21 protein-coding genes and 3 tRNA genes are annotated in these 25,229 nt (G+C 66.1%); 11 read left to right on the top strand and 13 right to left on the bottom strand.

Annotated features, from left to right (window positions below; translation table 11 throughout):
- Positions 1 to 174: 174 nt before the first annotated feature.
- Positions 175 to 250, bottom strand: a tRNA-Thr gene (locus tag PKE80_RS08690).
- A gap of 115 nt (positions 251 to 365) precedes the next feature.
- A tRNA-Val gene (locus tag PKE80_RS08685) sits at positions 366 to 441 on the bottom strand.
- 90 nt (positions 442 to 531) lie between these two features.
- Between PKE80_RS08685 and PKE80_RS08680 the strand changes: the two genes are divergently transcribed.
- Positions 532 to 2,346 (top strand): SLC13 family permease, encoded by a 1,815-nt coding sequence (locus PKE80_RS08680; RefSeq protein ID WP_271182116.1) that lies wholly within the window; start codon positions 532 to 534, stop codon positions 2,344 to 2,346.
- Between the two features lie 28 nt (positions 2,347 to 2,374).
- On the opposite strand, the gene PKE80_RS08675 is transcribed toward PKE80_RS08680, so the two are convergent.
- Positions 2,375 to 2,962 carry a DoxX family protein gene (locus PKE80_RS08675; RefSeq protein WP_271182115.1) on the bottom strand — a complete coding sequence of 196 codons (588 nt, stop codon included), beginning with the start codon at positions 2,960 to 2,962 and terminating at the stop codon, positions 2,375 to 2,377.
- A 61-nt stretch (positions 2,963 to 3,023) separates the two neighbouring features.
- A complete protein-coding gene (gene dcd, locus PKE80_RS08670; RefSeq protein WP_008831254.1) occupies positions 3,024 to 3,578 on the bottom strand; it encodes a dCTP deaminase in 555 nt (184 codons plus the stop codon).
- Positions 3,579 to 3,664: 86 nt separating this feature from the next.
- Between dcd and PKE80_RS08665 the strand changes: the two genes are divergently transcribed.
- The 4 genes from PKE80_RS08665 to PKE80_RS08650 all read left to right on the top strand — a co-directional run bounded on the left by PKE80_RS08665 (position 3,665) and on the right by PKE80_RS08650 (position 8,031).
- Entirely contained in the window at positions 3,665 to 4,363 is a 699-nt protein-coding gene (locus PKE80_RS08665; RefSeq protein ID WP_271182114.1) for a hypothetical protein, read from the top strand.
- A 46-nt stretch (positions 4,364 to 4,409) separates the two neighbouring features.
- Positions 4,410 to 5,531, top strand: coding sequence for a non-hydrolyzing UDP-N-acetylglucosamine 2-epimerase (wecB, locus tag PKE80_RS08660; RefSeq protein ID WP_271182113.1), 1,122 nt, complete (start codon positions 4,410 to 4,412; stop codon positions 5,529 to 5,531).
- Between the two features lie 255 nt (positions 5,532 to 5,786).
- Positions 5,787 to 7,103 (top strand): UDP-N-acetyl-D-mannosamine dehydrogenase, encoded by a 1,317-nt coding sequence (gene wecC, locus PKE80_RS08655; RefSeq protein WP_271182112.1) that lies wholly within the window; start codon positions 5,787 to 5,789, stop codon positions 7,101 to 7,103.
- A gap of 466 nt (positions 7,104 to 7,569) precedes the next feature.
- On the top strand, positions 7,570 to 8,031 hold the full coding sequence (locus PKE80_RS08650) for a CHAP domain-containing protein (RefSeq protein ID WP_309298979.1): 462 nt from the start codon (positions 7,570 to 7,572) through the stop codon (positions 8,029 to 8,031).
- Between the two features lie 163 nt (positions 8,032 to 8,194).
- Here PKE80_RS08650 and PKE80_RS08645 read toward each other — a convergent pair whose 3' ends face one another.
- The 3 genes from PKE80_RS08645 to PKE80_RS08635 form a co-directional block, all read right to left on the bottom strand.
- The gene (locus tag PKE80_RS08645) at positions 8,195 to 8,422 is read right to left on the bottom strand and encodes a hypothetical protein (protein WP_271182110.1); all 228 of its coding nucleotides are present in this window, start codon (positions 8,420 to 8,422) and stop codon (positions 8,195 to 8,197) included.
- Positions 8,423 to 8,569: 147 nt separating this feature from the next.
- Positions 8,570 to 9,244, bottom strand: a complete 675-nt coding sequence (locus PKE80_RS08640; protein ID WP_008831248.1) for a CDP-alcohol phosphatidyltransferase family protein — start codon at positions 9,242 to 9,244, stop codon at positions 8,570 to 8,572.
- A 79-nt stretch (positions 9,245 to 9,323) separates the two neighbouring features.
- Entirely contained in the window at positions 9,324 to 9,740 is a 417-nt protein-coding gene (locus tag PKE80_RS08635) for a secondary thiamine-phosphate synthase enzyme YjbQ (protein WP_271182109.1), read from the bottom strand.
- 62 nt (positions 9,741 to 9,802) lie between these two features.
- Between PKE80_RS08635 and PKE80_RS08630 the strand changes: the two genes are divergently transcribed.
- The 3 genes from PKE80_RS08630 to PKE80_RS08620 all read left to right on the top strand — a co-directional run bounded on the left by PKE80_RS08630 (position 9,803) and on the right by PKE80_RS08620 (position 12,383).
- Entirely contained in the window at positions 9,803 to 10,603 is an 801-nt protein-coding gene (locus tag PKE80_RS08630; RefSeq protein ID WP_271182108.1) for an enoyl-CoA hydratase-related protein, read from the top strand.
- An 89-nt stretch (positions 10,604 to 10,692) separates the two neighbouring features.
- Complete coding sequence (locus PKE80_RS08625) at positions 10,693 to 12,177, top strand: GGDEF domain-containing protein (RefSeq protein ID WP_271182107.1); 1,485 nt, start codon at positions 10,693 to 10,695, stop codon at positions 12,175 to 12,177.
- Positions 12,178 to 12,309: 132 nt separating this feature from the next.
- Positions 12,310 to 12,383: transfer RNA gene (locus PKE80_RS08620), tRNA-Gly, on the top strand.
- A 90-nt stretch (positions 12,384 to 12,473) separates the two neighbouring features.
- Here the strand turns inward: PKE80_RS08620 and PKE80_RS08615 are convergent.
- The 6 genes from PKE80_RS08615 to PKE80_RS08590 form a co-directional block, all read right to left on the bottom strand.
- The gene (locus PKE80_RS08615) at positions 12,474 to 13,835 is read right to left on the bottom strand and encodes a PepSY-associated TM helix domain-containing protein (protein WP_271182106.1); all 1,362 of its coding nucleotides are present in this window, start codon (positions 13,833 to 13,835) and stop codon (positions 12,474 to 12,476) included.
- A 2-nt stretch (positions 13,836 to 13,837) separates the two neighbouring features.
- Positions 13,838 to 16,123, bottom strand: coding sequence for a TonB-dependent receptor (locus PKE80_RS08610; RefSeq protein WP_271182105.1), 2,286 nt, complete (start codon positions 16,121 to 16,123; stop codon positions 13,838 to 13,840).
- Positions 16,124 to 16,200: 77 nt separating this feature from the next.
- Positions 16,201 to 16,590: a hypothetical protein gene (locus tag PKE80_RS08605; RefSeq protein ID WP_271182104.1), complete on the bottom strand. Its 390-nt coding sequence runs from the start codon at positions 16,588 to 16,590 to the stop codon at positions 16,201 to 16,203.
- A 224-nt stretch (positions 16,591 to 16,814) separates the two neighbouring features.
- Entirely contained in the window at positions 16,815 to 18,236 is a 1,422-nt protein-coding gene (locus tag PKE80_RS08600) for an aldehyde dehydrogenase family protein (protein ID WP_271182103.1), read from the bottom strand.
- A 176-nt stretch (positions 18,237 to 18,412) separates the two neighbouring features.
- Positions 18,413 to 20,209 (bottom strand): thiamine pyrophosphate-binding protein, encoded by a 1,797-nt coding sequence (locus tag PKE80_RS08595; RefSeq protein WP_271182102.1) that lies wholly within the window; start codon positions 20,207 to 20,209, stop codon positions 18,413 to 18,415.
- A 104-nt stretch (positions 20,210 to 20,313) separates the two neighbouring features.
- The gene (locus PKE80_RS08590) at positions 20,314 to 21,507 is read right to left on the bottom strand and encodes a CaiB/BaiF CoA transferase family protein (RefSeq protein ID WP_271182101.1); all 1,194 of its coding nucleotides are present in this window, start codon (positions 21,505 to 21,507) and stop codon (positions 20,314 to 20,316) included.
- Positions 21,508 to 21,646: 139 nt separating this feature from the next.
- Between PKE80_RS08590 and PKE80_RS08585 the strand changes: the two genes are divergently transcribed.
- The 3 genes from PKE80_RS08585 (at position 21,647) to PKE80_RS08575 (ending at position 25,229) form a co-directional block, all read left to right on the top strand.
- Positions 21,647 to 22,813: an acyl-CoA dehydrogenase family protein gene (locus PKE80_RS08585; RefSeq protein WP_271182100.1), complete on the top strand. Its 1,167-nt coding sequence runs from the start codon at positions 21,647 to 21,649 to the stop codon at positions 22,811 to 22,813.
- 144 nt (positions 22,814 to 22,957) lie between these two features.
- Entirely contained in the window at positions 22,958 to 23,848 is an 891-nt protein-coding gene (locus tag PKE80_RS08580; protein ID WP_271182099.1) for an HpcH/HpaI aldolase/citrate lyase family protein, read from the top strand.
- Positions 23,849 to 23,981: 133 nt separating this feature from the next.
- Positions 23,982 to 25,229: an acetyl-CoA hydrolase/transferase family protein gene (locus PKE80_RS08575; protein ID WP_271182098.1), complete on the top strand. Its 1,248-nt coding sequence runs from the start codon at positions 23,982 to 23,984 to the stop codon at positions 25,227 to 25,229.

Below are 25,229 nucleotides of genomic sequence, written 5' to 3'. Positions count from 1 at the left end.
TGGGAGGTTCTTTGCCCAACAATCATTCCCTGTACGTTCTGAAAACGGGTGTGGCACGGGCAACGCGCAAAAAGCTTCTGAAAGCGTCCCAGTCTTGACCCAAGCGCTCCCCAAGGGGAAAGCCACTTTGCCTGGGAAACCGCCGATGTATGGGTGGAAGTGCCTTTAGGAAGGTGGTGCCGCTTACGTGACTCGAACACGTGACCCCATCATTACGAATGATGTGCTCTACCAACTGAGCTAAAGCGGCATGCCTTGCGGGCAGGCGCGGCGTTTACATGGGGAGGGCGAACTGTGCAATCGCCTTTGCCAGATTTTTTTCAGAGCAGCCAAAAGGCCTGATTTTTCTGGAAAATGAATGGATATGGTGGGCGGTGAGGGGCTCGAACCCCCGACCCTCTCGGTGTAAACGAGATGCTCTACCAACTGAGCTAACCGCCCGCGCCTTGCGCTGGGGGGCTATTGCCGCCTCTCGGCCGCCTCGTCAATGGTTCAACCGGGCACCGCAGACGTCCCTGTGCATTTCCTGCCTTGCGTCCCCTGTCGTCCCGAGGCCCGATGACCTTTCAGCAATGCCTGTCGATTGCTCTGCTCTGCGCCATGATGGCCCTTTTTATCTGGGGTCGCTTTCGTTACGATGTAACCGCGGTCATTGCGTTGCTCGCGGGGATGGCTCTGGGGCTGGTCAGTCCGGAAAAGGCTTTCCTCGGCTTTTCAGACGACATCGTCATTATCGTGGGCTCGGCCCTGGTGCTTTCGGCCGCCGTTCAGCGGTCCGGCTTGATCGAGAAGGCCGTCGCATGGGCAGGACGATGGCTCTCACGGACGGGGGCGCAATTGCTGGTGCTCACGGCATCGGTCGGGCTTGCCTCGGGGCTGATCAAGAACATTGGCGCACTCGCAATGCTGATGCCGGCTGCCGGACAACTCGGCCGCAAGAGCGGCACCAATCCTTCCCGCTTCCTCATGCCGATGTCGTTCGCGGCGCTGCTTGGCGGGCTTACCACGCTGGTCGGGACGTCGCCCAATATCATCGTCAGCCGCGTGCGCGAGCAGATGATCGGCGAGCCCTTCGAGATGTTCGACTATTTGCCGACCGGTCTGGGCCTGCTGGTCATCGGCCTCGTCTTTCTGCGGCTGTGCTATCGCCTGTTACCTGCCGACAGGCGCGCGGCGGCGACCATGGGAGAGGCGCTCGACATCGCGGACTATACGATCGAGGCGCGGGTTCGCGAGGAGGCTCCCGTCGTCGGCGGCACCGTCGCCGCATTTCTCAAGGAGCATGACGGAGAGGTCGAGGTTACGGCCGTGTTGCGCCGTGGCCTTGCCGGAGACGTGCGCCCCGACCTCGTACTGGTTGAAGACGATGTTCTGATCCTCGCGGGTGATCCGGATGCGCTAGAGCGTGCGGTAGCCGCGGGAGGGCTTGATCCCAGTGGCCATGATCTCGACGGCGACGAGGACGAGCACACCGCACGCGCGCGTGATCACGTGGGGGTGATCGAAGGGGTCGTCACCGCCCGCTCGGCATTGGCGGGGAGTTCGGCAAGTCGACTCATGCTGCGCGAGCGGATGGGCCTGAGACTCGTTGCCATTTCGCGCGAGGGTGAGAGCCTGCGCGCGAAACCCGCCAGCATCCTCATGCAGCCGGGCGATGTGATCGTGCTGCAAGGGGTGTTGTCGGCGATGCCGGGGAGGTTGCGGCAACTGGGCGTGCTCCCGCTGGCGCAGCGGCAGATCGCGCTGGGAGCGACGCGCAAAGGCTGGCTGGCGGTGGCGATCCTGGCCGCCGCGATGCTGGCGACGGCGACCGGATTGCTGCCGGTGGCACCGGCGTTTTTTGCCGGAGCAGGGCTCGTCGTGATTACCGGAGCGCTCCCGGTCGACGATGCCTACGAGGCGGTCGAATGGCCGATCCTGATCATGCTGGGGGCGCTGATCCCGGTCAGTGGGACGCTTCAATCGACCGGGGCATCCGACGTCATGGCGACGGAACTGGCGGCACTGGCACGAGATATGCCGCCATGGGGCGCGGTGGCGCTCGTCCTGGCGTCTTCGATGGCGGTGACACCATTCCTCAACAATGCCGCTACCGTGCTTGTCATGGCGCCGATCTCGGCGGTTTTCGCCGACGATCTCGGCTATCGACCGGACGCCTTCCTCATGGCCACAGCGATTGGTGCGGGGTGCGACTTCCTGACGCCGATCGGGCACCAGTGCAACACGCTGGTCATGGGGCCGGGAGGCTATCGTTTCGGCGACTACGCGCGATTGGGAGCGCCGCTGTCGCTGCTGGTGCTGGTGCTGGGCACGCCACTCATCATTCACTTCTGGCCGCTGCAGTGAGTGAGCAGCAGCGGCCAGCATGCCGAGCTTACCAGTCGAACCAGCGGCGGTTGCGCCAGCCCGCGCGGCGAACCTCTGGCACACCGTCATGGTTGACATCGGTGACAACGGTGCGCGGTTCGTGAGCCGAAGCGACCTGTCCCTGCGCGAGGGCATCGGCGCGGGCTTCGGCGCGCGCGGCGCGCAGTTCGGCGTCGCGCACCCGGGCATCGGCGTCGCGTGCGGCGATCTCGCCCCGGCGCTCGCGGGCGATGGCGTAGTAGTGGCTCCACATCTGGCTATGGGCAAAGGCCAGCGCGAGGCCGCCGATCATCGCAAGGTTCTTGAGCGCCATGACCCGCTGCATCGGGTCGCCGAACTGCGCGTGGAAGAACAGGATCGTCAGCGCGGTGAACCCGGCCAGCAGCACCGCCACCAGCCGCACCATGAACCCGGCGGCAAGGCACAGCCCCGCCAGCAGTTCGAACAGCCCGGTGGGAATGGCAAGGCCCGAGGGCAGACCGGCGGCGACGATCATCGTCTCGGTCGCGGATATGTCGGCGAGCTTGCCCGCCCCGGAAAATATGAAGATGAGGGCGATCAAAATCCGCCCGATTATCGCGGCAATCTTCGACACGGCTTTTCTCCCGGCCTGTTTTATGCCGGGAGAAGCGGGCGTGCGCGGGGTTTGTTCCCTCTCAGAGCCGGGGCAGCGTCACTCCGCGCTGGCCCATGTACTTGCCCGCGCGGTCGGCATAGCTCGTCTCACACGGTTCGTTGCCCTTGAGGAACAGGAACTGGCAGGCGCCCTCGTTGGCGTAGATCTTCGCGGGCAGGGGGGTGGTGTTCGAGAATTCGAGCGTCACGTGGCCTTCCCAGCCCGGTTCCAGCGGCGTGACGTTCACGATGATGCCGCAGCGCGCATAGGTGCTCTTGCCCAGGCAGATGACCAGAACGTCGCGTGGGACGCGGAAGTATTCGACCGTGCGGGCCAGCGCGAAGGAGTTGGGCGGGATCACGCAGACGTCGGTGGTACGGTCCACGAAGGAGTTCGCCGCAAAGTCCTTGGGGTCGACCACCGCCGAATCGACGTTGGTGAAGATCTTGAACTCCGGCGCGACGCGGGCGTCGTAGCCATAGGAAGACAGGCCGTAGGAAATGCACCCGTCGCGGCGCTGCGCCTCCACGAACGGCTCGATCATGCCGTGTTCCTGGGCCTGCTGGCGGATCCACTTGTCGCTGAGGATAGACATGGCGCGGGTGTTACCCAAGCCGCCGGGACGGGCAAGAGGCGCGTTCGGGGTTGTCCACGTGGAAAGGCGGAGATAGGCTCTGCCGCGTGACGATGCTCCCCCGCCGCTTCGCCCTGACGCTGGTTCCGCTGGCTGCTCCATTGCTCGCTTTGACCGCGTGCAATCCCGAATCGGATGCGAGCGCCGAGCCGCCGGCCGCCGCGAAGATCGACCCGAGCCCGCAGGCCAAAACCAAGGCAGCCGAACTGGCCAAGCGGGAGGACGCGCAACTCGCCTGGCTGAAGACAACACTCGACAAGCCCGAGCATGCGCAGGTCTATTCGGCCGCGATCGGCCAGGCACGCGGCCGCGCCGAACATTGCCAAGACCAGCACTGCATCAACCGCGCCCTGAAGCGCCGCGAAAGCCGTCTGAACTTTGCCGAGGGCAAGCACGCGCGTATCCCTTTCCTGCCGTTCCCGTCGGGGCAATTCGCGCGGGGAGAAGCGGGCTATTCCGGCCCCGTGCGGATCGTCCCGCTGATCGACGGCAAGGCGATGCTGGTCATCTCGCTTGCCTTCAAGGGCCGCCGGTCCTGCACGCTGGACGGCGTCATGAGCCGCGACGACGACAAGCAGACCTGGACCGTCGCCTCGCTGGAAGAAGGACTGCCGATGCTGGTCTTCACCCCCAGCGGCAAGGACGCCTTTCAGCTGTCCTATGCCGAAGCCGGGCACCAGCCGCACACGGATGATTATTGCACTGCGGGCACGAGTATCGACGGACGCTATACTCTGGCGAAATGAAACGGCTTTAGTCTCCATTTAACACACGGCTGCTAAGCCCCGCCGCATGACTGCACGCATCCTCGTCGTTTTCGGCACGCGCCCGGAAGCCATCAAGCTGTTCCCCGTCGTCCATGCGCTCAAGGCCGATCCTCGGTTCGAGTGCGTGGTCTGCGTCTCCGCGCAGCATCGCCAGATGCTCGATCAGGTGCTGGAGATCGCCGGGATCGTGCCCGATCACGACCTCGACGTGATGCAGCCCGACCAGACGCTCGATGCGCTGACGGCGAACCTGCTCACCGGGCTGGGCAAGGTGATGGACGCAGTGAAGCCAACCCGCGTGATCGTGCAGGGGGACACCGCCACCGCCATGTCGGGCGCTCTCGCGGCCTATTACCGCAAGCTGCCGGTCGATCACGTCGAGGCAGGGCTGCGCAGCTACAACATCTACCATCCGTGGCCCGAGGAGGTGAATCGCAAGATCATCGGCGCCATGGCGAGCCTGCACTTCGCGCCCACCACCACCAGCGAGGCGGCGCTGCTGCGCGAGAACGTGGCGGCCGACCGCGTCCACGTCACCGGCAATACCGTGATCGACGCGCTCCATTGGGTCACCGCCGAGATCGAGCGTAATCCCGCTCTCGCGTCGGGCCTCGCCGACCTCGAAACCCGCTTCGCGGGCAAGCGCATCATCGGTGTCACCAGCCACCGCCGCGAGAACTTCGGCGAGGGGATGGAGCAGATCGCGCAGGCCATCCGCGAAATCGCATCGCGTCCCGACACGGCGGTGATCTTCCCGGTCCACCTGAACCCCAACGTGCGCAAGGTGATGAACGAGCGTCTTTCCGGCCTCGACAACGTCGCGCTGATCGAGCCGCTCGACTACCCGCACTTCGCCCGGCTGCTGGCGATCAGCGAGATCATGCTCACCGATTCGGGCGGCGTGCAGGAGGAAGCCCCGGCCCTCGGCAAGCCGGTACTGGTAATGCGCGAGACCACCGAGCGGCCCGAAGGCGTCGAGGCGGGCACCGCGAAACTCGTCGGCACCGATGCGCGCCGGATCGTTACCGAATTATCAACCCTGCTCGACGATAAGACCGCCTACGAGGCCATGGCGCGCGCCCACAATCCGTTCGGAGACGGGCAGACCTCGCGCCGCATCCTGGAGCTGCTTGCGAATGAAATCTGACAAGAGAGCTTGTCCTGCTCATTACGATGCTCCGGGACGGAGTCGATTTTGGCCCAGCGCAAGGCGCGAGGAGGGCGCAATGCCGGTACATTGTGCCCGACGAGCAACGCAGCGATGGGCCAAAAGCGGCCCGCCCCTTCGGGGTTTTGCTGGGAAGCCTGCTGGCGTCGTCATGACGCTTGCACGGGGCAACCAGCCCGTGCTGCGCGCCATTCCTAGCCAGCAGGCTTCCCAGCAAAATCACGGAGCATCGTAATGAGCAGGACAAGCTCTTCACCTTCGGTCTGCGTCGTCGGCCTCGGCTACATCGGACTTCCCACCGCCGCCGTGATCGCCCGTTCGGGCAGCAAGGTGCTGGGCCTCGACGTGTCGCAGAAGGTGGTCGACACCATCAATCGCGGAGAGATCCACATCGAGGAAGTCGATCTCGACGGTCTCGTGCAAGGCGTGGTTTCGCGTGGGCTGCTCTCGGCCTCGCTGGAGGTGGCGCCCGCCGACGTCTTCGTGATCGCGGTGCCCACGCCCTTCGAAAAGGACGAGAAGGGCGATCACGCCCCTGACATCTCGTATGTCCTCGCGGCAGGCCGCAAGATCGCGCCGGTGCTCAAGGCGGGCGACGTGGTGATCCTGGAATCGACCTCGCCGGTCGGCACCACCGAGAAGATGCGCGACATGATCGCGCAGATGCGCCCGGACCTGAAGATTCCCGGCCTGACGCGCGAGACCCCGGACATCTCGATCGCCTATTGCCCCGAGCGCGTCCTGCCCGGCCGCATCCTCGAGGAACTGACCAACAACGACCGGTCGATCGGCGGCATCACCCCGCGCTGCGCGCGCAAGGCGCTGGCGTTCTACAAGCGCTTCGTACGCGGCGAATGCGTCACCACCGACGCCCGCGCGGCCGAGATGACCAAGCTGGTCGAGAACGCCTACCGCGACGTCAACATCGCCTTCGCCAACGAACTGTCGATCGTCTCGGATCGCATGGGGCTGGACGTGTGGGAGGTGATCCGCCTCGCCAACCGCCACCCGCGCGTCAACATCCTCTCGCCGGGCCCGGGCGTCGGTGGCCACTGCATCGCGGTGGACCCCTGGTTCATCGTCCACGGCGCGCCCGAGGAAACCCCGCTGATCCGGACCGCGCGCGGGGTCAACGACGGCAAGATGCACCACGTCATCGCCAAGGCCGAAGCCCTGATCGAAGCCCATCCGGACGCGCGCATCGCCTGCCTCGGCCTCGCCTTCAAGGCCAACATCGACGACTTCCGCGAGAGTCCGGCCCGCTTCGTCGCCAGCCGCATCGCGCGCAAGTTCGGGGAGCGCGTCTCGATCGTCGAGCCCTATGCCGCCGAATTGCCGATCGAGTTCACCGACACCGGCGTCACCCAGATCGACATCGACGAGGCGCTGGAGACTTGTGAGATCCTGATCGTGCTGGTGGACCACGACGTCTTCCGCGTCGTGCCGCTGGCCGAACGCGCGACCAAGCTGGTCTACGACACGCGCGGCATCTGGGCCGACCAGCCCCGCGTCGTGCGCGAGGAAGCGGCGAAGCTGGCTCTGGCGAGCTGAGCCTCACCGCATTCGTCATTGCGAGCGCAGCGAAGCAATCCAGGGCAGTCCACCGCCGCCCTGGATTGCTTCGCTGCGCTCGCAATGACGGAGTGGGGGCCATTGCCCCGTCACCTTGCTTGATCAAAAAAAACTGATGGTCATCCCCACGAAGGCGGGGGCCCAGCTGATGATGGTGCGGTCGGCCGCTTCACGAGATGGGTTCCCGCCTTCGCGGGAATGACGGTGCAGGGGAAGGGCGATTCGGTCCCAACCCGGCAAAATTTCCCTAGTTGTTCCAGAGTCTTGCGACCAAACACTTCATCGCATTTCGTCGCTTGTGGACAGTGCGACGAACCGTGCGAGAGGGACGGTGACCGCCCAACCCCTTCGCTATCGCAGCAAGAGTTGCGCGTTATAACTCCTGTCCATGAAATTCGTTCCCGCATTCGCTCTGGCCGCTGTTGCTCTGTTTACCCAGCCGGCCATGGCCCGTCCGCTCCAGTGCGCACCTTATGCGCGGGAACACTCGGCCATCGACCTGCATGGCAATGCGGCGACCTGGTGGGGTCAGGCCGAAGGCACTTATGCTCGCGGCAAGACCCCGCTCGCCGGCTCGGTGCTGGTGTTCAAGGCGACCGGCGCGATGCCGGTGGGTCACGTCGCCGTCGTCAGCAAGATCGTCGATGAACGCCATGTGGTGCTCAACCACGCCAACTGGTCGCGCCCCGGCATGATCGAGAAGTCGGCCATGGCCGAAGACGTCTCGGCCAACGGCGACTGGAGCAGCGTTCGCGTGTGGTACGCCCCGACTCAGTCGCTGGGCCTGCGCACCAGCCCGACCTTCGGCTTCATCTACGCGCCTGGCGCCGCTGCCGCCGATCAGAAGCCCGGCCTGCCCAGCGACACCTTCCAGGCCGCTTTCGCGCAGCTTCCCTCGCAGGGCTGATCTCTATTTATCGCCGCTGTTGCCGTCCCGGACTTGACCCGGGACCGTAGACGCGTGTGCGCCCGATCCTGGGTCAAGCCCGGGACGGTACAGGATGCGAAAGCGGACGCCTCCCCTGCCGAACGCAGGGGGTACTCGGTGGCGGCCCGCTTTCGCAGCCTGATTACTTGCAGACCCTGACCTTCTTGCCGCGCTTCACCTGATAGCGGCAGGTCACCTTCTTCGCGGGCTGCTTCTTGGTAACGCCAGTCTTGCGCACGGTGGTGGTCTTCTTCACCACCGGCCTGGCGGCGGTGTGCGTTTCATGCTGCGCCGTCTGCGCACCGGCCACGGACGGTGCGAAAGCGCCCAACGCAAGGGCGGCGAGGATGGTCATGCTGGTCTTGTTCACGGGTAGTCCCTGTTCTCGGAGCGGCCGAATGGGCCAAGGGCGTCGCACCCGCCTTGGGACGGTGAAGACACCTGCGCGCCTGAAGTTCAGGTGAACGGGAGCGGAATTTACAAGAACTTACGTAGCATTACAGGCCGTGCAGGTCGGTCATTTGGCCGGGTCTATAAGCGCCAGCCTGCGGACCGACCGCGCGGTCTGCACCACGAACACGCCGATCAGGATCACGCCCACGCCGCCGACGAACCAGTCGAAAACGGTCATCGCCTCCATGTCGCGCTGCTTGTCGCCGAGGATCAGCATCGCGAACGTCAGGGAGATGAGGATCAGGCGCAGTTCGGTCGGCCCGGCGTTGAGGTACGACAGCCGCAACTCGCCCAGCACCCGCACCGCCAGGAAGGCGTGAATGCACAGCAGCAGGTAGCCGACCATGGCGATCAGCGAGACTTCCAGCCGCACATAGGGGCTCACGCCGATGCCGAGCAGGATCAGGAAAGTCGCGATACCGTCGCAACTGTGGTCGAGGAAATAGCCGTAGCGGGGCCGCTCGATATGGCGAAAGCGGGCGAGGCTGCCGTCCATCGAATCGCCGAACCAGTGCAGCAGGTAACCCGGCATGCACAGCCACAGCCAGTCCTCGTCGAGCAGGCTGGTGGCGTATCCGGCGAAGATCAGGACCGCGCCGACCATGCCCAGCGCCGTCAGCAGGTCGGGCTTCACCCAGGCCGGCATGCGTGCGCAGAGCCAGTTGAGCAGCCGCCGCTCCCCGATGGCAAGGAAGTTGCCCTGAATACGGACGGGGGGCGCAATACGATTTTCCTGCATGGGCCCTTATTGTGACAAGCGGATGGCTTGGCAAGGTAAACCGCCGCCGTGATGGGCCATTCCGTCGCGTCTGACGGGGTTATTCCCCCATCAAATGCACCGCGATCTCCCGGCAATGCGGTCGGCGCCGGTGTTCGGCCAGATAGATGCCCTGCCAGGTGCCCAGCGCCATGCGTCCGTCGATCACCGGGATCTGCAGGTTCACGCCCGTCAGCGTCGCCTTGAGATGCGCAGGCATGTCGTCCGGTCCCTCGTCGTCATGGGCATAGTGCGCACCCTCGGGCGCCAGCCGGTCGAGCCAGGCGGCGATGTCCACCCGCACCTCGCGCGCGGCGTTCTCCTGGAGCAGCAGCGAGGCCGAGGTGTGGCGGCACAGCAGCGTCAACAGACCCTCCTCGATGCCGGTCTGCGCCAGCCACTCGGCCATCGCCCGTGTGATTTCGGTGAACCCGCGGCCCGGCGTATCGATGGAAAGGATGGTCGAGGCTTGTCGCATTGCGCCACGGTGCCTGCTTGCGACGCCGCTTTCAACTACGGCGCGAAAGGAAGAGGACATCCATGGACACGCAGTTCTGCAAGGTGGCGACGGAGGGCCGCGTCATGACCATTACCATCGACCGCCCCGAGATGCGCAACGCCCTCCACGCCGAGGCGCATTTTGAACTGGCCGAAGTGTTCGACCGATTCGAAGCCGACCCGGCGCTCTGGGTCGCGATCCTGACGGCTTCGGGCGACAAGGCGTTCTCGGCGGGCGCGGACTTGCGCACGCCCTCGAACAAGGACGATCCGCGTGCCTTCAGGGGCATGCCGGTGCCCGAGACCGGCTTTGCGGGCCTGACCTGGCGCTTCGCCCGGCGCAAGCCGGTTATCGCGGCGGTCAACGGCTTCGCGCTGGGCGGCGGGTTCGAGGCTGCGCTGGCCTGCGACGTCATCGTCGCTGCTAAAAGCGCCAGCTTCGGCCTGACAGAACCCAAGGTGGGCCTTGCCGCGCTGGGTGGGGGAATCCAGCGGATCGTGCAGGAACTCGGCCCCAAGCGCGCCCATGCCATGCTGCTCACCGCAAGGCGGATCAACGCGGCCCAGGCGCACGACTGGGGACTCGTGGCCGAAGTCGTACCCGACGCGCAACTCCTGGACTGTGCCCGCCGCTGGGCCGACGAGATCGCGGCCTGCTCGCCCGCTTCGATGATCGCCACCAGGGCCATCATCAAGTCTTATTACGACCTCGGCATGGATGCGTCGAACCGGGAGATGTTCGCCCTTTCCGAAGTCCGGGCGATGCTTGGCGGCCCCGACGCGCGCGAAGGCGGCAAGGCTCTTTTCGAAAAGCGGCCTCCGGTCTGGGCGGATTCCCAATAATACCGAAGTCAGGCTGCCCGGGAATTAACTTCGATTAAAGGTGCTTGTGGCAAGGATCATCGCGAGAGTGCCCCGCCCGAGGGAAAAAAATGCGGCACGGATCGAGGATCATCACTGCAGCGCTTCCCGTCCTGTTCCTGACGGGTCATGCCGGCTCGCTTGTGCTCACCGACAGCGCGGGCACGCCGGTATCGTTCGGCTGGCTGATCGCGGCCCCCATCCTGGCGGGCATGGCGTGTCTCTATCGCGGCTGGAAGGATGGTTTCGAAGGGTGGCTCCCCGCGGGCGCGGCGATGCTGTGCTGGGCAGGCGGCATGGCTTCGACTATGGTAGCGACGCTGTTTCTCGACATTGTCCATGAAGACCGGCTGAGCATGCTGCTATACGTGCTCTACGGAGTGCCGCTGATCTTTGCGCTGGCCAGTCCTGCCGACGAAAAATGGCAGGTACGCCTGGTCGACGCCGCGCTGGCTACGGCGCTGGGCTACCTTTATTACATCCACGTCGGCAGGCTGATCTCGCAGTCCCGGACGCCCGCGGAAACGGTCGATGCGCTGCAACTCATGTTCGACGTCGAGAACCTGTTCATCGCCTCGTTCGCCGTCATCCGGTTTCTCGTCCGCACCCGGCAGAGGGCGCCGTTCTTCCGGGCGATGACGGTCTACGCGGTGCTTTACCTGTTTTGCGCGGGCTACATCAATCATTACCAGTCGGCGACGCCTTATGGAGGCTGGTCTGACCTGCTTATCGACCTGCCGTTCATGGTGCTCGCCTGGCATGCCGTGGGCGAGCCTTACCAACGGGGCCTTGGCGCTGCGGGAGGTTCGCACGCGCCCAGAATGGTGCGCGCCGGCGGGCCGTTGCTGATCCCGGTGACGCTGCTCACGGTGTCGGTGCTGCTTGTCACTTACGATCCGATCATCGCAATCAGCGGCTGCGTGGGCGCATCGCTCGGCTATGGCCTGCGTACGATGCTGGTCCAGCTACGCAACTTCGAGGAACAGGACGAACTCGCCCGCCTCTCCCACGTCGATGCTTTGACCGGTATCGCCAATCGCCGCCGTTTCGACGAAGTTCTTGCCCGCGAATGGGCAAGACGGCGGGAAGGCCCGGAGCCGCTGGCGCTGCTGATGATCGACATTGACCACTTTAAGCAGCTCAACGACCAGTTCGGTCACGCGGTCGGCGACCAGCACTTGCGCACCGTGGCAGCCGTCCTCTCGGGTTGCGCCCGGCGTGACAGCGATCTGGTCGCACGATACGGCGGCGAAGAGTTTGCTGCGATCCTCACCGGCATCGATCCGCAGGATGCAGGCCTGATTGCAGAACGCATGCGCGCCTCGGTGGAGGCACTGGGCCTTCCGTCGGGGACCGGCGTGGGGGTCGTCACCATCAGCATCGGTCTCGCCTGCGCACAGGCTCTCGATACGGGGATGGACGTTTTCGTCTCTGCCGCCGACACCGCGCTCTACGACGCCAAGCGCAGCGGCCGTAACCGGGTTGCCCGCCGCAGCGTCATGCGCCTGCGCGCGGTGGAAACACCCTCGACTTCCACCGGCGGGCGTGCAGCATAAGCGTCAAGTCAGTCCAGGTTCGCCACCGTTTCCGCATCGCTTCGTCACTGCCCTGAAGAGAGGCGTTGACGTCGCTGCCGTCATCGTGCCACTAGGCCCCTGCTTGGCAGTTAATGCGCCGGAATGTGGTGTGCGGGTGTAGCTCAATGGTAGAGCAGCAGCTTCCCAAGCTGAATACGGGGGTTCGATTCCCCTCACCCGCTCCACCGGAAGTCTGAGTACCGCCTGCAAGGCGGCTTCCTGTCTCCGATAGATGAACCCCTCACCTGACCGCACGCGTCGCCTCTGCAGGCAGATCACGCGGCAGTGCGCCAGCCCATCCACACGCGTATGCGCGGGACCACCCGGCCGAGCGAGACCTCCAGCACCGTCGCCAGCCCCAGCGAGAGGCCGAATAGCGGCATAAACACCGCCAGCGTAATCACCAGGAGCACCAGCGCCCACGAATGGCGCAACGGCGCCAGGCTTCGCGGGGCGCCTAGCTCACCGTCGGGGCGCCGCCGCCACCATAGGACCATGCTCGATACGCACAGCAGGACGAGGCCGAACAGGATGGCAAGGTTGACCAACTGATTGGCGAGACCAGCCCAGGCGCCTTCGTGGATGGCAACGCCGTAGCCGACGGTGCGGTCGATCCAGTGGCGGTCGGCGAAGCGCTCCACGCCGATCAGGCCGCCATCCGAGGCGATCTCGGCGCTGTCGCGGCGAGGGCGGTTCTCGGCCTGGCTGCGGACCTGCCATGGCGCTTCGGGAGCGGTCGGGGGGCTGATCTCCACAGGAGCGGCGAAGTCCAGTCGCCGTGCCCGGCGCACCACGGCATCGAGCGCGGCGGGTGAGGGGGCCATGTGCGCCATTGCCATGCCGTGATGCTCGGCGTGGGCCGACATCATGGCGCGCATGCCCGCGTCGTCCCGGCGGCGCGAGACGGCATCGGCGTTCGCCCCGGAGGACCAGTCCTGCCGTCCCGCAGCAGTTCCGGTGACGGTGCGGACCTGTCGGAAGTAGTCGCCCCAGGCATTGGCCCAGGGCAGGCCGGAGGCGATGAGGAATGCCGCGCCCAGCGTGATCCAGAGCCCGGTGACGGCGTGGATGTCGCGCCAGAACAGAGCGCGGCCCCGGCGCAGGCGGGGGTAGAGCACGCCGGCCAGTCTCGCCCCGCCGCGCGGCCACCACAGGAACAGGCCGGTCAGCAGCATCACCAGCGTCCAGCACGCGGCCGTCTCGACCAGCGCGGAGCCCCAATCTCCCGCCAGCAGTTCGCCGTGGAGGCGGAAGACCACGCGCATGAGGCGGTCCTCTTCCGGCACCTTGTGGAGCACCGCGCCGGTCTGGGGGTGGACCCAGACGCGCACGTCCTCGGCCCCCTGGCCGACGAGCACCTCGACGGCATCGCGCCGATTTTCGGGCAGGACGTACTTGTGCAGGACCGAGCCCGGGACCGCCGCGACGGCCTTTGCGGCGATCGCTTCCGGAGCGAGATCGGAAGAGGGGCCGGTCGCGACGCCGCGATAAGGCGCGTAGAGGGCGGCCTCGATCTGCGGTTTGAACAGGTAGAGGCCGCCCGTCACCGACAGCCACAGCACGAAGGGCACGCAGAACAGCCCGGCGTAGAAGTGCCAGCGCCAGACGGCACGATACCACCGCTCGGTACGGGTCACGCTCACAGCTTCCACCCCGCTTCGACCAGGAAGCTGCGTTGGGGGTAGGGGTGGTAGACCCAGGCACGGTCGTTGGTGATGTTGTCGACGCCCGCGCTCAGGCGCAGCTGCGGCGTCACGTCCCAGCTGACCCGCATGTCGAGCGCGAAGAGTTCGGAAGTGTAGCCGTACGTATCGCCGCGCTGCAGGCCGAACAGGTCGGTGTTGGGGCGGCTGGCATAGCGCACGCCGATGGAGACGAGCACCGGCTCTGCCACCCGGTAGCGCACATTGCCGTTGAGCCGCCAACGCGGGATGCGGGGGAACTGCACGCCCTCGGCCGCCGGGGCGGCGTCGTTGCGGACGGTGACGGAATCGATCCACGCGGCGTTGGCGTCCAGGTCTAGGCCGGGGATGAGGACGTCGCGGGCTTCGGCGATCAGTTCGAAGCCGTACTGGCGGGTGACGTCGATGTTCTTGAAGTTCGAGGTGCTCACGCCGTTCTGGTTGAAGCCGTAGAACGAGAATATCGTGTCCTTCACCCGCTGCCAGAACGCCGAGCCGGTCAGCTTCACGCCACCGAAGTCGTGGGCGACCAAGAGGTTGGCGTCGGTGGAGCGCTCGGGCTTGAGGTTCGGATCGAAGCTGTCCTCGTTGAAGGCGCCGTCGCCGTCGAGGCTGCCCTGGAACAGCTCGCCCACAGTGGGGAAGCGCACCGCTTTCGCCAGGCTCAGCTGGACGCGGGTGTCGGGATCGACGGCCCATTCCAGCGATGCCTTGGGCTGGAAGCCGGTGGCATGGCGGCTGTCGTAGCGGTTGGTGACCACCGCGCCAGCCGTGCTTACGCGGGCGAGGCCGCCGTCGAAGGCGCGCCAGTCCTCGTAGCGGGCGCCCAGCGTCAGGGTTACCGGATCGAACGGCACGCGCACTTCGCCCCACGCGGCAAGGGTGCGGGTCTTGCCGAAGGTGCGGGTGGAGAACGCCTTGCCCGCATCGCTGCGCCAGTTCGCCAAAGTGTAGTTGGTGAGGTCGGTCTTGTAGAGATTCGCGCTGCCGCCGCCCGAGAGTTCGACGCCGCCGAGGCGGGCGGTCGCGGAAAGCTCGCCGGTCCACCAGTAAGTCGGTCCCTGCCGGGCGAGGCGGCCCGCGCCGCCGTTGGCGCCGTCGCTCCAGGTGCTTGAGGTGAAGCCGTCCGAGCGCAGGATCTGGTAGGTCGAGACGTTCGCCTGAATCTCCACCGCATCGGACAGCGGCGCGGCGAGCCTCAGGCCTGCCAGCACTTCGTCGCGCACGGTGCGCGACCAGTTGGCGCCGGTGGCGGTATAAGTCTTGCCGCCTGTCGAGACGAGGCCGTCGCATACCGCGTTGCCGCTGGCGTCGCGAAGGTAGCAGTCGGGCGCGGTCTGGCTGTCGAGGTTGTGCCAATAAGCCAGCAGGAACTCGCCGGTCACGCCCGATGCGCCGTCGTAGCCGAGGCGCAGCTTGGCCTGGTCCTGCGTGGTTTCGGCGGGGCTCTGCGCGGCGAAGATCGGGTTGGTGCTGGTGCCGGGGGAACCGGCGACCGCCTGCTTCGGATCGAGCATCGCGCCGGTCACTGCGGTCGCGGCGGCGGTGCTGGTGGAGGGCGTCAGGCCATAGAACATCTGCGGATGGCCGGTGTTGCGGAAGTGGCGGCCCGAGAGGCGCACCGACCATGGGCCGTCCTTCTGGCGAAAGCCGAACCCGGCCTCGGCGGAATAGCCGTAATAGGTATCGTGCGTGCCGTACTGGTCGTAGGGCTGGGCCATGGCCTGCACGGTGGCGAAGGCCTCGGTCTTTTCGGGCGAGCGGGTGGTGATGTTGACCACGCCGCCCATCGAATTGCCCGCATAGCGTGCCGAGTAAGGGCCGTAGACGACGTCGAACTGCTCCACCTCGCCGGGGCCGACGACGCCCCACTTGGGCGCATAGGCGAAGGAGTTGCCGAGGAAGTTGGACACCGTGAAGCCGTCCACCATCACCACCGTCCGGGCGCTCTGGGTGGAATGGGTGCCACGAAAGCCCGGCACGCCGTTTGAGTCTCCGGCATAGCGGGTGCGCACGAAGAAGTCGGGCGCGTACTTCATGAGGTCTTCGACGTTGCGGGCGTTGACGCCCTCGAACTGTTCGTCGCCGAGGCTGACGGACAACCCGCGCGCATCGAGGCTGATGTCGCGGTCACGCTGGCCGACGACGAGGATGGTGGAGGTGTCGTCCGCCTCTTCGGCGAAAGCATGGACGGGAAACAGGGCAAGCGGAGCCGCGCCGAGCGCGAGCAATCTACGGAGCATGGAAAATTCACCTGAACGGCCCGCACTGGAGGCGGGCGAGTAGCTGTAGGCCGCGAAACGGCCGGGCTTTTACGGGTTCAGATGAAGAGAGGCGGCGCCTGGCTGGGCGGCCTGATCCGGGCGCCGGTCGCGGGCAGTGCGAGGTCGCGGCGCAGGATCGCGGCGACGAAGACGAACGCCAGCGCCGCCAGCACCAGCGGCGCGAAGTCGGCCCCGGTCAGCGCTGCGCTCAGCGGGGCGAAGGCGCAAGGGTGGTCGGCGGTGGTGGCGCCGTTGTCCGGATGGGTGCCCTTGGCGGGAATCTCCACGGTCATCGTCGTGCCCGAACAGAGCATGACGACTGTGCCGGTCTCGGAAGCGGTGGGCATGTAGCCGGTGGGGACCAGCGCCTTGAGGCACAGCGCCGCCGCCAGCAGCAATGCCGCAAGCGCCGGACGATGCCGGAAGAAGTGCCTGATGGTGCCCACGGGCGGGTTCTTAGCGGGTCGGAAGGAGGAAGGGAAGAAGTCCTGGGGCCATCGCCCCAGACCCCTTTACCGTCGAGGTCACGCGTGCAGCTTCGTATCACGTCCACTTCGAGCATAGCCTGCGGCGCACCAACCCTTCGTCATTGCGAGCGCAGCGAAGCAACCCAGGGCAGTCTTGAGCCGCCCTGGGTTGCTTCGCTTCGCTCGCAATGACGAGGGAAGGGTCAGCCCGCAGACCAGCCAATCACCGACTTCACTTCCAGATATTCGTGGAAGCCGAACTCGCCCCACTCGCGCCCGTTGCCCGAGCGCTTGTAGCCGCCGAACGGAGCGTGGAAGTCGAAGCCGCCGTTGACCCAGATCGCCCCTGTGCGCATCCGGCGCGAGACGGTGCGGCAGGTGTCCAGATCCTCGCCCGAGACGTAGCCGCCGAGGCCGAAGCTGGAATCGTTGGCGATCCGCACCGCGTCGTCGATGTCGTCGTAGGGGATGATCACCAGCACCGGGCCGAAGATTTCCTCGCGGGCGATGACCATGTCGTTGGTGCCGACGAACACGGTCGGTTTTACGTACCAGCCCTTGTCCAGCCCCTCGGGTCGGCCGAGGCCACCGGCGATCAGCTCGGCGCCCTCTTCGAGGCCCTTCTCGATGTACTGCTGGATGATGTTGTACTGCGATTTGGACACGACCGGTCCCATCGCCACGTCGCTCTGCGGGTCGCCCACGGTGACGCCGCTTGCGGCTTCGGCGGCGGCCTGCTTCACGTCGGCGAGGCGGGAGGCGGGGACCAGCAGGCGCGAACCGGCCGAGCAGGTCTGGCCGGAATTGCCCATCATGCCCGCCGTCGCGCCCGCGACGTTCGCCGCGAGAGAGGCATCGTCGAGCACGATCCACGCGCTCTTGCCGCCGAGTTCGAGGCCGACGCGCTTGACGGTGTCGGCGGCGTCCTTCTGGATCTGCACGCCCACGGGTTCGGAGCCGGTGAAGGAGATCATATCGACGTCCTCGTGGCGGGAGAGCGCCGCGCCGATCACCGAGCCCTGGCCCTGGATCATGTTAAACACCCCTGCCGGGACGCCCGCCTTGTCGAGAATCTCGGCGAGGATCTGCGCGGAATAGGGCGCGAGTTGCGGGGGCTTGAGGATCATCGTGCAGCCTGCCGCGAGCGCCGGGAAGATTTTCACGCAGGTCTGGTTCATCGGCCAGTTCCACGGCGTGATCAGGCCGCAGACGCCGATCGGTTCCTTGCGGATCAGGGTGACGCCGCGCTGTTCCTCGAACTTGAACTCCTTCAGCACCTCGATCGCGGTGCCGAGGTGGCCCTTGCCGAGCAGGGTGTGGAAGCCGTTGGCGAGGCCCTTGGGCGCGCCCATCTCGACCATGATCGCCTCGCCGAGTTCGGCTTCGCGGCGCTCGTATTCGGCCTGGATGGCTTCGAGGAGGTCGAGGCGGTCCTTGACGCTGCTATCGCCATAGGTGGCGAAGGCGCGGCGGGCGGCGGCGACGGCGAGGTCCACGTCGGCGGGGGAGCCCAGCGAAATTTCGCCCGAGACTTCCTCGGTGGCGGGGTTGATGACTTCGGCGGTCTTCGGGGTGACGGGGCTGGTCCAGCGGCCGTCGATGTAGAACTGCGTGTAGCTGCGCATGATGCTCTCTCCCTGATTCCTCTCCGAGCTTTGTCCGGGGAGGGGGACCGCCCGCGCAGCGGGTGGTGGAGGGGGAAAAGCGGTTTACGCGAGGTTCCGCCTTGCCGCTTTCCCCCTCCACCATGCCGCGCATGGCCCCCCTCCCCGAGACAAGCTCGGGGAGGAATGGTTTTTTGTTACTGCGTGCCTTCGGCGTACCAGGTGCGGAATTCCGAATAGTTCGGCATTTCCTCCGAGTTCGCCGCCGGGTCGATCGGGACGTGGATCACGGTGCAGCCGCCGCGTGCATAGGCCCGCTCGATGGCGGGGCCGATGTCGGCGGCCTTCTCGACATACTCGCCCGCTGCGCCGAAGCCCTCGGCGATCTTGTCGAAGCGGACCTTGTCGGACCAGTGGACGCCGGTTTCCTTGGTGCCGTGGCCGAAGGTGCGCTTGTAGACGCCCACTTCGAGACCCCACTGGAAATCGACGCCGACGACGATCACCAGCGGCAGGTTCTTGCGCACCGCCACTTCCAGCTCACCGACGTGGAACAGGAACGAGCTGTCCGACGTCAGCAGCATGCCGGGGCGCACTTTGCCGGTGGCGGCCTGATCCGCCAGCATGGCGCCCGTCGCGTAAGGCAGGCCGGTGCCGATGTGGCCGTAGTTCTGGTTCCAGATCACGTCATGCGGCTTGGCCTGCGAGTAGGTCCACTGGAAGATCACCGTGGCGCCGCCGTCGCGGATCAGGATGCCGTCCTTGGGGAAGGCCTTGGTCGCTTCGGTGACGAACTGGCTGGTGTGCATCTTGGCGGTGGAGCCGTCGGACTTGGAGCCTGCGTCCTCGGCCAGTTCCTCCAGCTGCTGCGCGTCGCGCTGGATATATTCGGAGAGCGAGGGCGAAGCGCTGCGGCCGCCGAGCGCCTTCAGGGCGCGCGACAGCTGCGGCACCACGGCGCGCACGTCGCCGACCAGCGGCACGTCGATCGGGCGGTTGACGCCGATCGCGGTGGGGTCTTGCTGGACGTAGATCCACTTGCGGTTGGCCTCGTTATCGACCCAGTGGCGCCAGCGGCCGTAGTGGCTCGGCTCGCCCAGTTCGGTGGCGAGCGCTACGCAGCAGTCGCTTTCGACCACCGCGTCGATCGAGGCTTCGGAGAAACCATAAGGGAAAGTGCGGTCCTCAAGCCCTTCGATGAACGAGGTGCCGCCCGAGGTCTGGATCACCGGGCACTGCATCAGTTCGGCCAGTTCGCGCACCGCCGCGCCCGACTTCGAGGTGTGGACGCCGTGGCCGACGAGCAGCACCGGGTTCTTGGCGTTCCTGATGATCTCGGCCGCTTCGGCGATCCGGTCGCCGTCGGCGCCCTGGTCGGTCAGGCGATAGCGGTGCGGCGGCAGCACCGGCGGCAGGTCGAGTTCTTCCAGGATGATGTGCGCAGGGAACTCGATGTAGGCCGGCCCGGGGGTGCCCGATAGGGCGACGCGGATCGCCTCGCGGACGATCTCGTCGGTCTGGTCGGCATATTCGATGGAGCTGGAGAACTTCACCGAATCCTCGATCATCGGCTCCTGCCGCACGAACTGGATGCGGCCCCGGCGCACGCGGCGCTCGGTGATGCGGGCGCGCTGGCCGCCCATGATGATGATCGGGTCGTTCTCGACCTTGGCGCACTGGATCGCCGGCATCAGGTTGGCCATGCCCGGCCCGAGCGTGCCGATGCACAGCGCCGGCTTGCCGGTGATGCGCGCGGCGGCAGCGGCCATGTGGCCTGCGGACGCCTCGTGGTGCGGCGACACGACGGTCCAGCCGCGCGTTTCCGCTTCGAGGAAGAGGTGAACGAAGTTGGGATCGGGAATGCCGAACAGGGTGCGGATACCCTCGGCCTCGAACAGGTCGAGGATGCGCTTGAAGACGGGCGTGCCCTTCTTCTTCGCACCGGCCGGAGCCTCGGGGGCGAGCGTGTCAGCCGCAGGCTGGTCGTCGTACATCGTGAGTGCCTTTCTTCTCGATCCGCAGGTCGCGCTCTGAGGCGCTTTGAACAGGTGGTTAGCGTAAGGTTCCTAATGCTGTCAGTTGAAATCAACAGGGGTGTTCACTGCGACTCGCCTGCTATCGCCGGGGCGACGCTCGAAGCGACTTTTGTGAGCAGTTCGGCGTTGTCCTGACCGAGCATCGGGGCGGGACCGCGTACTTTGCCGGGGGTCTTCGAGAACCACGTCGGCACGCCGGGGAAGCGGACGGGGCCTTGCTCGGTCTCGACTTCCTCGAAGAAGCCGATGGCATTGAGGTGTTCGTTGTCGAACAGTTCGTCGGTCGATTGCAGCCGGGCGCAGGGGATGTGCAGCGCCTGCAGGGTATCGAGCCATTCCTGTGTGGTGCGCGTGAGGAACGTCTCGCCGAGCAGGCCGTAGACGCGGCCGATCTGCTTCGCGCGCTGGGCGAGGGTGGCGAATTCCTCGCTGGCCCAGGGCGGATTCACGGCTGCGACGAAGGCGTTCCAGTGCTTGTCGTTGTAGACCAGCGCGGCGACGTGACCGTCCTTGGTCTTGTAAGGCCGCCGGTTGGGCTCGACTGCGCGGTGGTAGTGGGCTGGCGTCGTCGGCGGGGCAAACATCGCGCCGTTGGCATGCTCGACCAGCATGAACGAGGACATCGCCTCGAACATCGTGACCTCGACTTCCTGACCTTCGCCGGTCCGCTCGCGGTGGAACAGCGCCATCATCGTCGCGTAGAGCGCGTGGAGGCCCGCGACCTTGTCGGCCATGATCGTGGCGACATAGCCGGGCTCGCCGTTCATCAGCCCCTGCACATGGGGGATGCCGCACTCGGCCTGGATGGTGTCGTCGTAGGCGGGCTTGTCGGCCTCCGGCCCCCGGCGCGAATAACCGTAGCAGTTGGTGTAGACGATGTCGGGCCGGATGGCGCGGAGCGACTCGTAATCGAACCCCAGCTTCGCGATCGCCTTGCCGCGCATCGAGTGGATGAAGACGTCGGCGGTGGCGATCAGGGCGCGCAGCGATTCGCGGTCTTCCTCCTGCCGCAGGTCGAGCATGACCCCGCGCTTGCCCCGGTTCACGTTGACATAGATGCCGCCCATGCCGGGTACGGGGCCGGTGGTGATCCAGCGGGTATTGTCGCCCTCGGGCGGCTCCACCTTGATCACTTCGGCGCCCATGTCGGCCATGATCTGCGTGGCGTAGGGTCCGAACACCACGCTGGTCAGGTCGATCACCCTGAGCCCCGCCAGAGGGCCGCTAGGTGCCGTTATGGTATCGTTGAGTGCCATTGTGTCGATCTCCCGCGAGACTTGTATATCCATACGCATTATCGTTCAACGTGCGCATATCGGAACAATCAGTTGTCTCGGCGGCGCGGCGCTGCTAGCCTTCTCGCAACGGTAAAATGGGCAAGAGGGCCGGAAAAGCGTGGATTTCTCCCTGAATCAGGACCAGCAGGACATTCGCGAAGCGGTCCTGAAGCACTGCTCGCAGTTCCCGGACGAGTACTGGCTCGAAAAGGATCGCTCTGGCGAATTCCCCTTCGAGTTCCACAAGTCGATGGCCGAGGCCGGCTGGCTCGGCGTCGCCATGCCCGAGGCGGTCGGCGGCGCGGGCCTCGGCATCACCGAGGCGGCGGTGATGATGCAGGCGGTGGCGGAAAGCGGTGGCGGGATGACGGCGGCCTCGGCGATTCACGGGCCGGTGTTCGGGCTTGAGCCGGTCACCCTGTTCGGCACCGAAGAACAGCAAAAGCGCATGATTCCGCCAATCCTGTCGGGCGAAGAGAAGATGTGCTTCGCGGTGACCGAGCCCAACACCGGCCTCGACACCACCAGCCTCATGACCCGCGCCGAGAAGGTGCCGGGCGGCTACCGGGTCAACGGCGAGAAGATCTGGATCACCAACGCCCACGTCGCCGACCGCATGCTCCTCATCGCCCGCACCACGCCGCTGGAAGAGGTCAAAAAGAAGACCGAGGGGCTGACGCTATTCTATTGCAAGATCGACAGAAAATCCGTCGAGCACCGCCTGATCCCGAAGATGGGGCGCCATGCGGTGGGCTCGAACATGCTGTTCATCACCGACCTCTTCATCCCCGAGGAAGACCGCATCGGCGAAGAAGGGCAAGGGTTCAAGATCCTCCTGCAGGGACTGAACCCCGAGCGCGTATTGCTGGGTGCGGAGGCCACCGGGCTGGGGCGCGTGGCGATCAGGAAGGCGTCGAAGTATGCGCAGGAACGCGTGGTTTTCGGCCGCCCGATCGGCCAGAACCAAGGCATCCAGCACCCGCTCGCCAAGGCCTGGATGCAGGTGGAAGCGGCCAGTCTCATGGTGTTCAAGGCCGCGACCCTGTTCGACAAGGGCCTCGAATGCGGGACCGAGGCGAACGCTGCCAAATACCTCGCCGCCGAGGCCGGGTTCGAGGCTTGCCAGACCGCGGTGATGTCGATGGGCGGCATGGGCTACGCGCAGGAATACCACGTCGAGCGCTACCTGCGCGAAGTGATGATCCCGCGCATCGCTCCGGTGAGCCCACACCAGATCATGAACTACATCGCCGAGAGGGTTTTGGAACTGCCGAGAAGCTATTGAGCGTTGCCCTCGTCGTCCCGGACTTGATCCGGGACCGGCGGCTGTCTTTAGATAAGGCCCCATCGGCAAGGCGCCCCGGCGCAAGCAAGGCTGGCCCCGGCCAGCAGTCCCGGCCTTCGCCGGGATGACGAATTTGGAGAGACGATGACCCCGGTTCACACCCCCGCCACCGCCCGTTCCTGGCTCTTCGCGCCGGGCGACAGCGAGCGCAAGATGACCAAGGCAATGGAAGGCGAGGCCGACATCGTCCTCATCGACCTGGAAGATGCCGTGGCCCCCGACGCCAAGGCGGCCGCGCGCCCGCTGGTGCATGACTTCATCAAGGCCCACCCCGAGCAGCGCGCGCGCCTGTGGGTGCGGATCAACCCCTTCGACGGGCCGCACACGCTGGCGGACCTCGCGGCGGTGATGCCCGCGCATCCCGGCGGCATCATGCTGCCCAAGGTCTACGGGCGGGCGGACGTGGAGAAGCTCGACCACTGCCTTTCCGCGCTGGAAGTGGCGAACGGGATCGAGGAAGGCTCCACCCCCGTCATCGTCCTCATCACCGAGACGGCCGAGGCGATGTTCCACACCGGCAGCTACAAGGGCGCCCCGCGCGTGGTGGCGCTGACCTGGGGCGCGGAGGACCTCGCGGACTCGATCGGCGCCTCGTCCAACCGCAACGATGATGGTTCCTATTCCTTCACCTACGAACTGGCGCGCAGCCTGACGGTGCTGGGCGCGGCGACGGCCGGGGTCACCGCGATCGAGACGATCAGCGCCGACTTCCGCGATCTCGAAGCCCTGAAGGCCCGCGCCGAGAAAGTTCGCCGCGACGGTTTCCGGGGGATGATGGCGATTCACCCGGCGCAAGTGCCCGTCATCAACGCGGCCTTCACCCCCACCGAGGCCGAGATCGCCGAGGCGCAGGAGATCGTCGATGTCTTCGCCGCCAACCCCGGCGTCGGCGCGATCGGTTGGAAGGGTGGCATGCTCGACCGGCCCTATCTCGCCCGCGCTGAGCGGCTGCTGCGACAGGCGGGGAAGGCGTGAGCATGTATCGTCGTCCTCCCGGACTTGCTCCGGGACCGCTGGCCACGAACAGCCCAGAGCCCAGCAGGGCGTCTTGCCGAGAAGGTCCGGCCAAAAATCGCCACCGGTCCCGGATCAAGTCCGGGACGACGGCATGATCGACCTCACCCCATACTTGCGCCCCGGCGACCACATCGTCTTCGGGCAGGCTTGCGGCGAGCCGACCACGTTGGTCGAGGCACTGGCCGAACAGGGCGCGCGCATCGGCGATCTCCACGCCTTCATTGCCACCAGCTTCTCCGGGCTGTTCACGCCCGAGACCGCTGCCGCCTTCCGCCTTTCGTCGATGGGCGCGATCGGGGCGTTGCGCGTGATGGCAAAAGCGAACGCGCTCGACGTCATCCCGGTCCACGTCAGCCAGGTCGCGCCGCTCATCACCGCAGGCGTGATGCGCTGCGACGTGGCGATGATCCAGGTCAGCCCTGCCAACGCGGCAGGCGAGCACTCCTGCGGCCTCATCTCCGACTACGCGCGCGCCGCCGTGGACAAGGCCCGCGTGGTCATCGCCGAGGTCAACGACCAGGTGCCCTTCGTCCCCGGTGAGACGATCCCGGCCAGCGCGATCGACGTGGCGGTGCCGGTCTCGCGCATGCCGGTCGAGGTCATGCCCGCAAAGATCAGTCCGACTGACGAGGCGATCGCGCGGCTCTGTGCGGAATTCATCGGCGACGGTTCGGTGATCCAGACCGGCGTGGGTGCGGTGCCCGACGCGATCCTGCGGCTGCTGCACGACCGGCGCGACCTCGGCGTCCATTCGGGGATGCTGGGTGACGGCCTCGTCGATCTGGCCGAGGCGGGGGTGCTGACCAATGCGCGCAAAGAGATCGACCGGGGCGTCTCGATCAACGGCGCGCTGATCGGCACGCGGCGGCTCTACGACTGGGCGCGTGAGAATCCGGCGATCCGCATGACGCCGACCAGCTATACGCATGACGCGGGCGTGCTGGGGCAGCTCTCTCGGCTCGTCACCATCAATTCGGCGCTGGAAGTCGATCTCACCGGGCAGGTCAATGCCGAGCAGTCCGGCGCGGCCTACATGGGAGGCACCGGCGGGCAGGTCGATTTCGTGCGCGCGGGTGCCCGCTCGCCGGGCGGGGCCTCGCTGATGGTGCTGGCGGCCACGGCAAAAGGCGGAACGATCAGCAAGATCGTGCCCGCGCTTTCCGGTCCCGTCACCAGTGCGCGCAGCGAGGTAGACGTAGTGGTCACCGAGTTCGGGGCCGCGCAGCTCAAGGGCCAGACCCTGGCCGAACGCGCTCGGCGGCTGGTTACGGTGGCGCATCCGGATTTTCGCGAAGGGCTGGAACGTGAGGCGTTCGAGATCGCCAGAAGGGGGTTCTGA

The organism is Novosphingobium resinovorum, from assembly GCF_027922145.1.
GTDB classification, from domain to species: domain Bacteria; phylum Pseudomonadota; class Alphaproteobacteria; order Sphingomonadales; family Sphingomonadaceae; genus Novosphingobium; species Novosphingobium resinovorum.
Note: the sequence above shows the minus strand (reverse complement) of the source record. Positions and strands in the feature narration are given on the sequence as shown.

Coding starts and splice junctions, on each gene's coding strand:
- PKE80_RS08580 (WP_271182099.1), top strand. CDS start 22,958: ATGACCCCGGTTCACACCCCCGCCACCGCCCGTTCCTGGCTCTTCGCG.
- PKE80_RS08650 (WP_309298979.1), top strand. CDS start 7,570: ATGGCCCGTCCGCTCCAGTGCGCACCTTATGCGCGGGAACACTCGGCC.
- wecC (WP_271182112.1), top strand. CDS start 5,787: ATGAGCAGGACAAGCTCTTCACCTTCGGTCTGCGTCGTCGGCCTCGGC.
- PKE80_RS08590 (WP_271182101.1), bottom strand. CDS start 21,507: ATGGCACTCAACGATACCATAACGGCACCTAGCGGCCCTCTGGCGGGG.
- wecB (WP_271182113.1), top strand. CDS start 4,410: ATGACTGCACGCATCCTCGTCGTTTTCGGCACGCGCCCGGAAGCCATC.
- PKE80_RS08625 (WP_271182107.1), top strand. CDS start 10,693: ATGCGGCACGGATCGAGGATCATCACTGCAGCGCTTCCCGTCCTGTTC.
- PKE80_RS08600 (WP_271182103.1), bottom strand. CDS start 18,236: ATGCGCAGCTACACGCAGTTCTACATCGACGGCCGCTGGACCAGCCCC.
- PKE80_RS08610 (WP_271182105.1), bottom strand. CDS start 16,123: ATGCTCCGTAGATTGCTCGCGCTCGGCGCGGCTCCGCTTGCCCTGTTT.
- PKE80_RS08635 (WP_271182109.1), bottom strand. CDS start 9,740: ATGCGACAAGCCTCGACCATCCTTTCCATCGATACGCCGGGCCGCGGG.
- dcd (WP_008831254.1), bottom strand. CDS start 3,578: ATGTCTATCCTCAGCGACAAGTGGATCCGCCAGCAGGCCCAGGAACAC.
- PKE80_RS08630 (WP_271182108.1), top strand. CDS start 9,803: ATGGACACGCAGTTCTGCAAGGTGGCGACGGAGGGCCGCGTCATGACC.
- PKE80_RS08575 (WP_271182098.1), top strand. CDS start 23,982: ATGATCGACCTCACCCCATACTTGCGCCCCGGCGACCACATCGTCTTC.
- PKE80_RS08640 (WP_008831248.1), bottom strand. CDS start 9,244: ATGCAGGAAAATCGTATTGCGCCCCCCGTCCGTATTCAGGGCAACTTC.
- PKE80_RS08595 (WP_271182102.1), bottom strand. CDS start 20,209: ATGTACGACGACCAGCCTGCGGCTGACACGCTCGCCCCCGAGGCTCCG.